Here is a 13,214-nt window from a genome sequence, read left to right as displayed (position 1 = left end):
GATCCTGTCGCTGGCCGCCGGTGGCCTGGACGCCCGCCTTGCCCAGGCCCCCGGCGGCGAACTGGACCATCTCGACTTCTTTCAAGTCCTCTGTCAGGACGAGATCACTCGACGCGAGACCGCCACCTTCGAACGCCCCCGCAGGACGCCGCCCGCGCTCAGCACCTCGTCTGCCCTGTCGATCAGCTCCGGCTTGCGGATGCGTCGGCCGAACTCGACCGACGTGATCTGGTCCTCCCACAAATCGGTCTCGCTGGCCCGCACCACGATCCGCCGGTCCCGGCCACCGTTGCATGTGTGGGCGCCGCCCCTACGTTGTGAGATCGTCAGTTCACGGGGAGACAGAGCCCGTAGCTGCATAAACGAGGTTCATGCCGTTCATGTCGGGCGGCAGCCGCTGTTTTTGGAACACAAGGGGGAGACGATGACGGACGATCGCAAGGCAGCCGTTCCGGTGTGGACGCTGGCGACCGGTGACGTCCGGGTGCCGGCAATAGCCGGAAACGAGCCGATGACGGCTGAGCGCCTGGCTGAACTGCGCGGGGTGCTGGCCGCCCTGGCCGCCGCGCCGATCGCCACACTTGAGGTGCATCCGCTGCCCGACAAGCTCGACCGCAGCCGAGGTATCCCGCTCGATGCCGCGAGTCCCCTGGCGCAGCACCTGTCACAGTTCATCACGCAAACGACCCGAACTTCCCTTACAGCGGCCAGGGCGACTGCTGCCGGCGAAAACCTCTATCGCATGGTGGTTCCGGCGAAGGTCGCCGCCCAGTTTGGTCAGGGCATCGTTCGCCCGATGGCGTCGAAGGCGGCGGCCGGTGGCATCCACAGTGCACTCATGAACTCGACGGGCATCGCCGCCAATGCGACGTTCGTGCCAGTCGGTAAAGCGGCGGCAGCAGGCGCGGTCGGCGGAGCCGGTGCGACAGCCGGTGTCGCGGCCGCCGGCAGCGCGGCGCTCACCGTGGCCGCGCCGCTCGTGCTCATGGCCGTAGCGGTGGGCGTGAGCGCGCATGCCGACTACAAGCGCCAGCAGGCTATCGAGCACATCACAGAACTGCTGGAGCAGCTGCACGAACAGAAGCTCGAAGAGGAGCACAGCGAACTCGACGGCTGCCGCGATGCCATCGACAAAGCCACCGCCATTCTGCTCGACCAGGGCAAGCTCGGAGTCTCCCTGGGACTGGACTCGGCAGTGCACGCCATCAACACGGCGCTGGGCGCCGCTGACCGCCGCCTCGCCCGGTGGCAGAGCGCACTCGACAAGCTGCCCGAGGGCAAGTCCGTAGAGATCAGCACGCTGGCCAAGTCGTTCCCCGGCGTCGACGAGTATGGCGGCATGTTCCGTGCCCACCTCGAACTCGCTGCCCTGGCCATTGCGCTGAAGCGGCGGGTCGTCGTCCTGCAGGCTGTCGAGCATGCCCAGGACAACCCTGACAACTTGTTCGAGAACTTTACCCGCGAGCTCAAGCGCGACCAGCAGCGCCTCGACGAACTGGAGTCGAGCATTGCCGGTGTCCTGGAACGCTTGTCGGCGCTGGAGCTGGCAGGTCCGCAAGGTCTGCGGCCCGTCTTCACGACCGGTGAAGTCGATCGCCTGATGCGCGCGGCAAACCGGATTCGCAAGCTGGGCGACGGCGTCACGGTCAATAGCCGCACGACAGACGTGGCGATTGAGATTGCCCGCAGTAAGGACGGCTCGGTGGTCGTGTTCCCTGCGCTGTCCGCGTAGGTGTAGACGCGCTCGCACTCACATGGTGCCGGGTGCGGGGTTGCCCGACCTCGAACGCGATGATGGCCTACGGCCACGCGGTCGGCGTAACTGAGGGTGATGCTGGCCGTTGCGACCGGCCTAGCTTGGTCCAAGGTGCAATCGGGCATGGGACTCTCCAGCTCATGCTGCCTGCGACCTGCGAGACGCAGAGAGTGCCTGCACGGAAGCTGGGCGGACGAGCCACCTCAGGGGCACAAGCGCATCCCATCAAAAAAATTGCGTGTGCATATTCTCGGGGGATGATCTTGCGGCTCGCGGGAACCTCAACATCAATTGGCTCTCTTGTGCCTGGTCAAGGGATCTCGTGAACGTCCCACCACATACCACAGAGATCGACATCGACCCCATCGACCGGTTCCGGTCGGTGGGGTTCTTCGCTGCCGCCGGGGCCCGCTCGGTCCGTCCCGGAAAACGTCGAGCCGGCCCCGCCGATCTCTCTGGACTCACCCCATCTCTCCGGACTCACCCCACCGGCCTCACGGCGTGTACGGGGCGTCGCTGTGGTGGAGTTCGACCATGGCGGGCTCCGTCACCCGGTAGACGGCGGTTCGCCGGAGTGTCACCACGGCCGTCGGTTCCGAGTCGCCGCGGGTGAGGTAGACGACCGTCGCCTGCCTCTCGGGCGCCGAGATGTCGATCGAGACCACCGGCGTACGGTCGCCGAGCGAGACAGCGGCGGCCGGTACCGGCGTCCCGGCGTCGTTGCGCCAGGTGACGAGGCCGTAGAACTTGCCCGTGCCCCCTGTGGTGACCTTGATGGCGGCCACGGCGTCCGCCGCCGGGTCACCTGTCATGTCCCCGATTCCGCACTGCGGCTGCAGCTCGATCACCACACCGTCGCCTTCCCATCGTCCGTCTGTGAAGGCGACGACGGTCCCCTCGGGGGCGTCGGGCAGCCGCATGGAGGAGTTCTGCAGCTCGGCGTTGCGCAGCTGATCGCAGGTCAGCGCACCCGCTGAGCCCTTGCCGCCCGGCTTCTTCGAAGAGTCCGGCGACTCCTTGGCCGATTCTTTTCCGTCGTCCTTGACCGAGCCGCTGTCGGGTTTCTTCGAGGAAGCGGCAGGCTTCGGGGACTTCGATGCCGAGCTCTCCCCGCCGCTCGCCGTGTCCTTGCATCCCACCGCGGCCGACACCAGGGCGAGGGTGGCAATCAGCTGCGTTCCCCGTCTCGCCCATCTCTCGGTTCGATTCACCGTAGGTTCCCCCTTTATCCGCTTCGCAGGGCCGCACGCACGGCCAACAGGGTCGAAGACGCGCCATTTTGCACCACGGTTGCGGATGCCGGGCGGAATCGACGGGGAGGCGCAGGGGTCCGAGGCGTCGTGCCCCTTCCGCCGGGTGGCGGGGCCGCTCAGCCGGTCGCACATCCGGGGTCGGTGGGGCACGCTGGAAGCAGCCACCCGTGACGTACGGGCGGGCCTGGTGCGGGGACGACCCTCCATGCCGGTGCGGAGGAACAGGACGAGGTGACCACGCATGTGCCATGGGGTGGTGCCACCGCCGCCGCGGGTTCGTCGCTGCCCGCTCGGCCAGGGGTGGGGCGGCAGCGCCGTCCGGCTCGTCCGCCCCGCCGGACCGTCGGACCTGTAGAGCCCTGGCGGAACCCATGAAACCCGTCGGACCGCCGGGCCAGCCCGAGCCATCCGAGCCATCCGGTTCACCGGGTGTTCCGCCTTCCTCGGGGTCGTCCGACGCTCCGGTTCCCCTGGGGGACGGCCGGCCCCGCAGACGCGGGAAGAGGAGCCGCCCCGGCAGCCGCGGGCATCGCTCGACGAAACTGCGCCGCTTCCTCCACATCAGGGCCACGCGCGTATGGCAGCGCGGCAGGGAAGTGGAGCTGATGCACCGGGCCATGGGCTTCGCGGCGCTGGGACTGGTGACGTTCGCCCCGCTGCTGATCGTGGTCGCGGCGGCCGCCCCCATCCAGGAACGGGGCTTCGCCCTGTGGATCGTCGACGGCATGGGCCTGTCCGGGCGTTCCGCCGACGCCGTGCAGGACCTCTTCTCCGCACCCCGCAAGGTCCTGAGCACGCTCAGTGTCCTGAGCGTGGTGCTGCTCGCGGTCTTCGGCGTGACCTTCGCGGGCAGCGTCCAGACCGGTTACGAGAAGGTCTGGGACCTGCCGGCCGGGCGCTGGCACACCGTATGGCGACGCGCGGTGTGGCTGGTCGCTCTGACGGCCTACCTCTTCGCCGAAGCGCAGAGCGCCGCGCTCCTGGGGTCGGGAACCCTGCGTTCATGGGCCCGGCTCGTGCTGTCCGCGCTGCTCGGCGTGCTCTTCTTCTGGTGGGGACAGCGTTTCCTGCTCGGCGGCCGGATCTCCTGGCGGGCGCTCCTGCCGGGCGCCGTCGCCACGGTGGTGGGCCTGGGCGGCCTGCGCCTGTTCTCCTACCTGGTGTTCTCCCCGCTCATCGTGAGCAACGCGGCCTCGTACGGGTCGGTCGGCACCGTCCTGATCGTGACGTCCTGGCTCATCGGGGTCGGCTTCGTCGTCTTCGGCGGCGCCCTCGTCGGTCGCTACTGGTACCTCCACGAACCGCATCACCTTCCGCATCCCCACGGCCGCTCCCGGAAGCACTGAGGCGCTGCCGCGGTCCGCTGAAAAAAATGCGGTGCCCCGTCTGCGTCCGCTTCCCTAGAATCGCCACACATCGCGCGCCGCACGACACCGCGGCGCGCGCGTCCTGACGAGTGGACGCAGACCGATCGAGGGGAGCCCGGCCGTGTGTGACCGCACCGCTGTCGTCGTTCCCCGTTCCCGGTACGAGGTGATCCTCGTGTCCTCGTCCGTCCGGTGCCCGCTGCGCGGCCGGTACCGGATGCCCGTGACGAACGCCTGATCCCGAAGCCACGCGTGTGCCGGAGCGACAGCTCCGTGCCTCCCGCGTGCCTTCGCCGTCCGTCGTGCCCGCACGGGAATCGCGCTGCCCCGAAACAGCTCAGCTGAAAGGCCACGGGCCATGCGCAGCAACGTCGACACCATCGCCAACCCTCTGCACGCCGTCCGCAACCTGGGCATCCTCGCCCATGTCGACGCCGGCAAGACCACCGTCACCGAGCGGTTCCTGTACGCCACCGGGACCACGCACAAGCGCGGAGAGGTCCACGACGGCACCACCGTCACCGACTTCGACCCACAGGAGCGCGATCGCGGCATCACCATCTTCGCGGCGGCCGTGAGCTGTGCCTGGGACGGACATCGGATCAACCTGATCGACACCCCCGGCCACGTCGACTTCGCCGACGAGGTGGAGCGCTCGCTCAGGGTGCTCGACGGCGCGATCGCCGTGTTCGACGCGGTCGCGGGCGTCGAGCCGCAGAGCGAGTCGGTGTGGCGCCAGGCCGACCGGCACGGCGTACCGCGTATCGCTTTCGTCAACAAGCTGGACCGCGCGGGCGCCGACCTGGACACGGCGGTCGAGTCGATCCGGCAGCGGCTCCATCCGGCGCCGCTGGTGGTGCAGTGGCCGATCGGTACGGAGGACGGCTTCGTCGGTGTGGTGGATCTGCCGCGCATGCGGGCGCTGGTGTGGGCGGACGGTTCCGACACGGTCGCGGAGGGGCCGGTCCCGGACGACCTGAGGGACGAGGCCGAGCGGCGTCGGCGGCGCCTGGAGGAGGCGGTGGCGGAACTGCATCCGGCGGCGCTGGAGGAGTTCTGCGCGCAGGGCGCGCTCTCCGCGCGGACGCTGGCCGCCGCACTGCGCGACCTCACCCGCACGGGCGAGGGAGTGGTCGTGCTCTGCGGCTCCGCCTACCGCAACCGTGGCATCGAACCGCTGCTCGACGCGGTGGTGGCGTATCTGCCGTCGCCCCTGGACGTGCCGCCCGTACGCGGCACGCACGACGGGACGGAGCAGGAGCGGGCGACCGAGGCGCAGGCCCCGGTCGCGGCCCTGGCGTTCAAGGTGAGCGCCACGGCCACGGGGAGGTTGACGTACGTGAGGCTGTACTCGGGGACGATCCGGAAGGGGGACACCGTGCTGGACGCGGGGACACGCCGCACCGAGCGGATCGGCCGGATCCTGCGGGTCCAGGCCGACCGGCACGCCGAACTGGAGCGGGCCGTGGCCGGGGACATCGTCGCGGTGGTCGGGCTGAAGTCCGCCCGCGCGGGTACGACGCTGTGCGACCCGGCGGCGCCGCTGCTCCTCGAACCGCCCTCCGTCGCCGACCCGGTGGTGTCGGTGGCCGTCGAGGCACGGCGGAGCACCGACACCGACCGGCTCGCCACGGCCCTCGCACGGCTCGCCGAGGAGGACCCCTCGCTGGTCGTACGGACCGACCCCGAGACCGGGCAGACCCTTCTGTCCGGCATGGGCGAACTGCATCTGGAGGTCGCCGTGGAGAAGGTCCGGCAGAGCCATGGGCTCGACGTCGCCGTCGGCCGGCCTCGTGTGGCCTATCGCGAGACCGTCGTCCAGGGGGTGACCGGGCTGGTCTTCCGGCACGTCAAACAGGACGGCGGGGCGGGGCAGTTCGCCCATGTCGTGCTGGACGTGGCACCTCTGGAGGCGGAGGGCGACGCTGCCGCCACCGGCTTCGTGTTCCGTTCGGCCGTCGTCGGCGGCCGGGTGCCCCAGGAGTACGTCCGCGCGGTCGAGGCGGGCTGTCGTGACGCGCTCGCCGAGGGGCCGCTCGGTGGGCATCCGGTGACCGGGGTGAGTGTCACCCTGGTCGACGGGGCGACCCACTCCAAGGACTCCTCGGAGATGGCGTTCCGCACGGCGGGGCGGTTCGCGCTGCGGGAGGCCATGCGCGTCGGGGTGATGGGGGTCCTGGAGCCCGTCGCCGATGTCACGGTCACCGTGCCCGCGGATGCCGTGGGTGGGGTGCTCGGGGATCTCGCCGCGCGGCGGGGGCGGGTGTCGGACTCCGTGGCCCGGGGCGGGTCGGTGGTCGTCACCGCGACCGTGCCGTTGGGCGAACTGTTCGGGTATGCGACGCGGTTGCGCAGCCGTACGCAGGGGCGGGGGACGTTCACGGCGCGGCCGGCCGGGTATGTGCGGGCGCCGGGTGCGGTGGTGAGTGAGCGGTGAGGTAGGGCCGCTGCCGTCGGCGGGTGGGGGGCCGGGTGGGGGTGCGCGTGGGGTTTTTCGCCCCCGCCGCCCCTACCCGTCCCGTCCTCCAGGGGCTGCCGCCCCTTCGACCCCGCCTTCGGTGCGTTGTTCGGGTGCGGGATCGTGGGGGTTCTCGCGCAGTTCCCCGCGCCCCTGATGGGGCTCAGTTCCCCGCGCCCCTGACGGGGCGCGGGGTTCTTTCGTCGCTAGGCCCAGGGGCTCACGGCCGTGAAGGAGCTGTCGGCGCGGAAGGTGTCCGTGGCCTGGTAGATGTCCAGGCGCAGCTCGTAGTTGTAGTGGCGGATGTAGCGGCCCGGGTAGTTGTAGGACTCCAGGCGGACCGAGCCGGAGGTCGTGCCCGGACGGGCGCAGTACGTCGCGTCCTTGTCGAAGACGGTCGTGCCGTCGTCCGTGTCGAAGCGGATCCGGTAGTCCCAGTGCCGCAGATAGCGGCCGGCGGAGTTGCGGAAGGAGTAGCAGTTGGCGTCCGCGAGGCCGGGCACGACGGTGAAGGTCGCGCTCTGCTTGACGGCGGTGGTGCTGGAGGACGTCACCGGGTCCACGTAGCCGAGGTTGTCGGAGCGGGCCACGGTGTAGCGGCCCGTGTAGTTGACGGACTGGAGGGAGCGGGTGGTGTTGGTGGGGAGCGTGACGCCGCCGGAGACGGTCTCCTTGAGGACCGTCAGATGGCGTACGAAGCCGGTGAGGCCCGGGAGCTGCGTCGGGGTCGACCAGGTGGCGAAGTTGTCGTAGCTGTCGCTGTACCAGTACTGCCCGGCGCCGTAGGCGTCGTAGTAGATGCGCCAGCCGCCGTTGTCGAGCTGGACCAGCGCCGGGCCCTCCATGCCGGAGCCGAAGCCCGCCCAGTTGCCGGTCTTCCGGATGGTGTACGGGCCGGTGAGGCTGGAGGCGGTGGCGTACTCGATGTACTTCGTCGTCTCGTTCTTGGTGAACGCGTGGTAGGTGGAGCCGATCTTGACGACGAAGGTGTCGATGTAGTTGGGGCCGATGCCGGAGAGCACGGTCGGGGCGGACCAGGCGGTGAGGGAGGAGTTCGTCGCCGTCAGCTTGTACGGCTTGAAGATCCACTCTCCGTCGGCCGCGATCGACGCGGACAGGATGATGTTGACGCTGCCGTTGCTGTCGACGAACCACTCCGGCGCCCAGGCGCGCTGCAGACCGCTGATCGGGACCGTGTAGTCGTAGAGGAAGGTCCAGTTGAGGCGGTCGGTGGAGCGGGCGAAGCCGATGGTGGTGGAGAGCGCCGACCAGGTGCGGGTGGTGTAGGTCAGGTAGTAGTAGCCGTCCGTGTGCTTGAAGATGCTGGGGTCACGGATCAGGCCGGAGGGCGGGGTGTACGCCGGGCCCTTGCGGAGGGTGAACCCCGTCGCGTCGGGTGAGTCGTAGACGTACATGTTCGACTCGCTGCTGTTGGTGAACGCGGTCATGGTGTACCGCGTCGCCTGTCCCGCCGGCGGGTGGGCGGCTCCGGCCGCGCCGGCGAAGGCGGTGGTGAGCCCCAGGAGGGCGGCCACCGAGGTGAGGAGGGCGAGGACCGCCCTGAGGGTTCTGTTCAACGCTCGTCCCATTTCTGCGTGAACTGCCCTGAGGCGTGAGGATATTGTTTTGTTCGGTATGTCGCACATCGTGCGGAACTTCGGTCAGAAGATAGGAGGGGGGTATGTGCACGTCAATGGGTTGCGCAGGGGTTTCTGCGAAGGGTGATTCCGCTTGGAGGCCTCTGTGACGTTGCTGTGCCTCGCCCGCGCTCCCGCGGACGACCCCGGGGGTTGCCTTCCGTCCCGAAACACCCCTGGTCGCACCGTGTTTCCCGCTCGCGCCCCCGGCGGGCAACAGGAAACCCGTCGATCCCGGAACGAGGGACGGCGATCCTGGCTTCGGAGTCAACGGCCAGTGAGACCCGGCAAGAGTGACAATCAGCAAGGGGGAAACATGCGCAACATGATCCGCGGCGCCGCCGCGTTCCTGACCTCGGCGGCCGTGGTGGTGGCGCTCAGCGGCACGGCCGAGGCCAAGCCGGCGGACACCTGGGACGGCTGCCCGTACGGCGCGGTCTGCATCTATGGCCAGGGCGTCGAACCGCGCGACAACCCGCACCCGACCAACGTGTACTACAGCTACCAGGCCCACAACCTGAGCAACCAGGTCGGGTACCACTGGGTCTACAACAACCAGTACGGCGGCGCCCTCGCGGACCTGTGCAAGCAGTACAACGGCGGGGACTGCATCGAGACCATCCCGGCGGGGCACGCCTTCTACCGCAACCTCACGCCCATCAACTCGATCGTCCTCCGTCCGTAGCGCCCCGCAGAGCGTCCGCCAGACGACGTCCGGAACCGGCTGCCCGCGGTTCCGGACGTCGGTGATTTCGCCACTACGGGTGAAAGACTTGGCCGCCCCCGCCGACCCGGCAGTAACCTGGGCATCCGCCGTCTCACGGCCGCACTGCCTTGGGGGACACCTTGGGGGACCCGCAGCACGGACAGCAAGCAGACCCTCGCCACGGACGGGACGGGGACGCGCTGACCACGCCGCCCTTCCCGGCCCAACTGCGGCGGCTCCGGCAGGAACGCGGAATGTCGCTCACCGATCTCGCCCGCCGGACCCATTACAGCAAGGGCTACCTCAGCAAGATCGAGACCGGCGCCAAGCGGCCGACCGTCGATGTCGCCCGGCTGTGCGACCAAGTGCTGCGCGCCGACGGGGAGTTGCTGCGGCTGGTGCGGCAGGCCCCGCCGCGTGACGGCGACCCGGGACCCGACGCCGACCCCGCCGAGCGGCAGTCCGCCGAGACCTGCCCCTACCGCGGCCTGTCGGCGTTCACCCCTGAGGACGGGGAGTGGTTCTTCGGCCGCGAGCAGGCCACGGCCGCACTGGTGGAGCGGATCTTCGAACGGGTCGGCAGCGGGCCGCTGTTGCTCGCCGCCCCGTCCGGCGCGGGCAAGTCGTCACTGCTCAACGCCGGTCTCGTCCCGGCACTCAGACGCGGCGACCTCCCCATGCCGGGCGCCGACCGCTGGCCGGTGGTCCAGCTCACCCCCACCGCGCGCCCCCTGGACGAGCTGCTGGAACGCACCGCGAAGGTGCTGGGCAGCGACCTCGGGGTCACCGCCGCCGAGGTACGGGACGACCCGGACGCCCTGTTCGGCGCCGTGAGGGCCAGGTCGGACGCCTCGCCACCGCTCCCCGGCGAGCGACGGCCCCCACCGGCCCGACCGGTCCTGATCGTCGACCAGTTCGAGGAACTGTTCACGCTCTGCGCGGACGAGGGCGAACGCCGCTCCTTCGTCCGCGTGCTGTGCGCCCTCGCCACCTCCCGGCCTACGCGGAGTCCGCACCCGCCCGCCGTCGTGGTGCTCGGTGTCCGCGCCGACTTCACCGGCAGCTGTCTGGGCCTGCCCGAGCTGGCCCCCGTCCTCACCGACGGACTGTTCGTCCTGTCCCCGATGACCGTGGCGGAACTACGGGAGTCCATCACCCGCCCGGCGGAGCTCGCGGGGCTCACCCTCGAACCCGGCCTGGTCCCGCTGCTGTTACGGGACGCGGGACTCCGCGACGACCCGGACACGGGCCCCGGGGGTTCCGCGGTCGGCTCCGACGAGACACCCTCCGGCGCGCTCCCGCTGGTCTCCCACGCACTGCTCGCCACCTGGCAGCGCCGGCGGGACTCCGCGCTGACCGTCGACGGGTACGAACGGGCCGGCGGCATCCAGGGGGCGGTCGCCCGCACCGCGGAGAACGTGTTCGCGCGGCTGTACCCCGCCGAGCAGAAGACGATCCGACGCATCCTGTCCCGGCTGGTGCTCGTCATGGACGGGGCCGGGGCGACCCGCCGCCGGATGAGCCGGGACGCCCTGATGGCACGGCTCGGCGACGCGGACGGGGCCGCCGCCGCGCTCGACGCCTTCGTCCGGGCCCGGCTCATCACCATGGACAGCGACACCGTCGAGATCACCCACGAGGCGCTGCTGCACGCCTGGCCCCGGCTCCGCGGCTGGATCCACGCCGACCGGGCGGGCCTCCTGCTCCACCAGCAGCTCTCGCACGCGGCCGGTGAATGGGAGCGCGAGCGGCGCGACCCGTCCGCCCTCTACCGGGGCACCCGTCTCGACACCGTGCGGGCGTGGGCCGACGAATCGGACGGCTGGAGCAGACTCGGGCCCGACGAGGAGGCGTTCCTGAGGGCCAGTCAGGCCGAGGAGGACGGGCGCCGCAGACAGGCCAGACGACAGGTACGGCTGAGACAGTCCATGCTCGCCACACTCGCCGTACTGCTGGGCCTGGCCGTCACCGCCGGAGGGCTCGCCTACCAGCAGCGCGAGGGCGCCCTCGACCAGGAGCGGGTCGCCCGCTCCCAGGCCCTCGCCGCCCGCTCCGTGTCCCTCGCCGGAGGCCGCCCGGAGGCGTCGATGCTCCTCGCGGAGGAGGCCTACCGGACCGCGCCCACCGCCGAGGCCCGCGGTGCCCTGCTCAGCACCCAGTCGCAGCCCTTCTCCGCCCGCCTCGACGGGCACCGCGGCCCGGTCAACGCGGTCGCCTTCGCACCCGACGACCGCAGCCTCGCGACGGCCAGTTCCGACGGCACGGTCGTCCTGCGCAGCACGGCCGACGGCCGCCGCGTCCTCGCCCGGTTCACGGTGCCGGGGCGCGTGCGCTCGGTGGCCTTCAGCGCCGACGGCCGTACGCTCGCGGTCACGTCCACCGACGGGCCCGTGACCCTGTGGAGCGCCGCCGGGCATCAGCGGACGGCGGTGCTCTCCGACGCCACCGAGGGCGCGCGGGCTGTCGCCTTCGACCCGCGTGGCAGGAGACTCGCCGTCGCCGCCGCCGACGGGACCGTTCACCTGTGGGACACCGGGCCCACCCCCCGGCTCTCCGCGGCCCTCCCCGGACACAGGGGCGACATCAACGCGCTGGCCTACGCCCCCGACGGGCGGACGCTCGTCTCCGCCGGCGGCGACCGGGCCGTACGGCTCTGGGACACCGACCGGGCCCGGTCCGTCGACGCCCTCAAGGGGCATTCCGACGAGGTGCTGGGCGTCGCCTTCTCGCCCGACGGGAGCACGGTGGCCTCCGCCGGCGTCGACCGGACGGTACGGCTGTGGGACCTCGACGACAGACGGCTGACCGACACGTTCGCGGGAAGCAGCGACGACATCAACGACGTCGCCTTCACCCCGGACGGAGAGACGGTCGTCGGCGCGGTCGGTGACGGGACGACCCGGCTGTGGGACGTGCGCAGCGGCCGGCAGACCCTGGTCCTCGCCGGTCACACCGACTACGTCCTCGGGGTGGCCGTCACCTCCGACGGCGCCCTGCTGGCCACGGCCGGGTTCGACCAGTCCGCCGTCCTGTGGGACCTGAGCGGGGCGGTCCTGACGTCGCGTCCGTTCACGGAGGTCTGGCAGACCGCCTACAGCCCTGACGGGAAACTGCTGGCCACCGCCGACGCCGACCACACCGTACGGCTGTGGGACGCGCGGACGCACGCCCTCGTGACGGCGCTGGAAGGGCACACCGAGACCGTGTTCTCGGTGGCCTTCTCGCCCGACGGCCGGACCCTCGCGTCGGCCGGCTCCGACGGCACGGTCCGGCTGTGGGACGTCGCGGAGCACGAGGCGCTGAAGAAGCTGACCGGACACAGAGGGCAGGTCTTCTCCGTCTCCTTCTCACCCGATGGGCGGACCCTCGCGTCGGCGGGCGCCGACCACACGGTGCGCCTGTGGGACGTGGCGAAGCGCCGACAGTTCGCCGTTCTCGCTGGTCACAAGGACTTCGTCAACGATGTCGCGTTCAGCCCCGACGGCCGCACCCTCGCCGGCGCCGGCGACGATCTGACCGTGCGGCTGTGGGACGTCTCCGGACGCCGCGAACTCGCCGCGCTGACCGGCCACTCGGGCGCCGTGCGGGGCGTGGCCTTCAGCCCGGACGGCCGCACCCTCGCCAGCAGCGGCAACGACGGGACCGTACGCCTGTGGGATGTCCACGACCGCCGTTTCGAGACCGCCCTGAGCGGCCACTCGGGCGCGGTACGCGGTGTGGACTTCAGCCCGGACGGTCGCACCCTCGTCAGCAGCGGCAACGACCGTACGGTACGCCTGTGGGACGTAGCCGGGCGGCGGTCGTGGGCGACGCTCACCGGTCATACGAACGCGGTGTGGGGCGTGGACTTCGCCCCCGACGGGCGGACCGTGGCCAGCAGCAGCACCGACGGCACCGTACGGCTGTGGGACCTCGACCCCGGCGCCCGGCTGGCGGACATCTGCCGGTTGCGCGCCGGCATAGGCCCCGAGGAGCGCGCGGCACTGCTGCCCGGGGTTCCCGTCCCGGCCGACCCGTCAGCGTGCGGGCGTCGCTGA

General features: G+C 70.8%; 8 protein-coding genes. 5 read left to right on the top strand and 3 right to left on the bottom strand.

All coding sequences use genetic code 11. The annotated features are described in order from the left end of the window. Window positions 1-93: 93 nt before the first annotated feature. Complete coding sequence (locus K1J60_RS47090) at window positions 94-267, bottom strand: hypothetical protein (RefSeq protein ID WP_398683137.1); 174 nt, start codon at window positions 265-267, stop codon at window positions 94-96. A 157-nt stretch (window positions 268-424) separates the two neighbouring features. On the opposite strand from K1J60_RS47090, the gene K1J60_RS06980 reads away from it, so the two are divergent. Then, on the top strand, window positions 425-1,732 hold the full coding sequence (locus K1J60_RS06980; protein WP_220645410.1) for a hypothetical protein: 1,308 nt from the start codon (window positions 425-427) through the stop codon (window positions 1,730-1,732). Between the two features lie 518 nt (window positions 1,733-2,250). On the opposite strand, the gene K1J60_RS06975 is transcribed toward K1J60_RS06980, so the two are convergent. After that, window positions 2,251-2,907, bottom strand: coding sequence for a hypothetical protein (locus K1J60_RS06975; RefSeq protein ID WP_259407595.1), 657 nt, complete (start codon window positions 2,905-2,907; stop codon window positions 2,251-2,253). A gap of 707 nt (window positions 2,908-3,614) precedes the next feature. Between K1J60_RS06975 and K1J60_RS06970 the strand changes: the two genes are divergently transcribed. Both K1J60_RS06970 and fusA read left to right on the top strand, forming a co-directional pair. Continuing rightward, entirely contained in the window at window positions 3,615-4,355 is a 741-nt protein-coding gene (locus K1J60_RS06970) for a YhjD/YihY/BrkB family envelope integrity protein (RefSeq protein ID WP_220645408.1), read from the top strand. 379 nt (window positions 4,356-4,734) lie between these two features. After that, a complete protein-coding gene (gene fusA / locus K1J60_RS06965; protein ID WP_220645407.1) occupies window positions 4,735-6,813 on the top strand; it encodes an elongation factor G in 2,079 nt (692 codons plus the stop codon). 227 nt (window positions 6,814-7,040) lie between these two features. On the opposite strand, the gene K1J60_RS06960 is transcribed toward fusA, so the two are convergent. Then, on the bottom strand, window positions 7,041-8,411 hold the full coding sequence (locus tag K1J60_RS06960; protein ID WP_220645406.1) for a glycoside hydrolase family 43 protein: 1,371 nt from the start codon (window positions 8,409-8,411) through the stop codon (window positions 7,041-7,043). A gap of 376 nt (window positions 8,412-8,787) precedes the next feature. On the opposite strand from K1J60_RS06960, the gene K1J60_RS06955 reads away from it, so the two are divergent. Beyond that, complete coding sequence (locus K1J60_RS06955) at window positions 8,788-9,156, top strand: hypothetical protein (RefSeq protein ID WP_220645405.1); 369 nt, start codon at window positions 8,788-8,790, stop codon at window positions 9,154-9,156. A 275-nt stretch (window positions 9,157-9,431) separates the two neighbouring features. Next, window positions 9,432-13,214 carry an nSTAND1 domain-containing NTPase gene (locus tag K1J60_RS06950; protein ID WP_259407594.1) on the top strand — a complete coding sequence of 1,261 codons (3,783 nt, stop codon included), beginning with the start codon at window positions 9,432-9,434 and terminating at the stop codon, window positions 13,212-13,214.

The sequence above is a fragment of the Streptomyces akebiae genome (genome assembly GCF_019599145.1).
GTDB classification, from domain to species: Bacteria; Actinomycetota; Actinomycetes; order Streptomycetales; family Streptomycetaceae; genus Streptomyces; species Streptomyces akebiae.
The sequence above is the reverse complement of the archived record's forward strand: the minus strand, read 5'-3'. Positions and strand labels throughout refer to the sequence as shown.

What these genes read in the sequence shown, in the direction of transcription:
- K1J60_RS06980 (WP_220645410.1), top strand. Translation starts at nt 425, where the DNA reads ATGACGGACGATCGCAAGGCAGCCGTTCCGGTGTGGACGCTGGCGACC.
- K1J60_RS06970 (WP_220645408.1), top strand. Translation starts at nt 3,615, where the DNA reads ATGCACCGGGCCATGGGCTTCGCGGCGCTGGGACTGGTGACGTTCGCC.
- fusA (WP_220645407.1), top strand. Translation starts at nt 4,735, where the DNA reads ATGCGCAGCAACGTCGACACCATCGCCAACCCTCTGCACGCCGTCCGC.
- K1J60_RS06955 (WP_220645405.1), top strand. Translation starts at nt 8,788, where the DNA reads ATGCGCAACATGATCCGCGGCGCCGCCGCGTTCCTGACCTCGGCGGCC.
- K1J60_RS06950 (WP_259407594.1), top strand. Translation starts at nt 9,432, where the DNA reads ATGTCGCTCACCGATCTCGCCCGCCGGACCCATTACAGCAAGGGCTAC.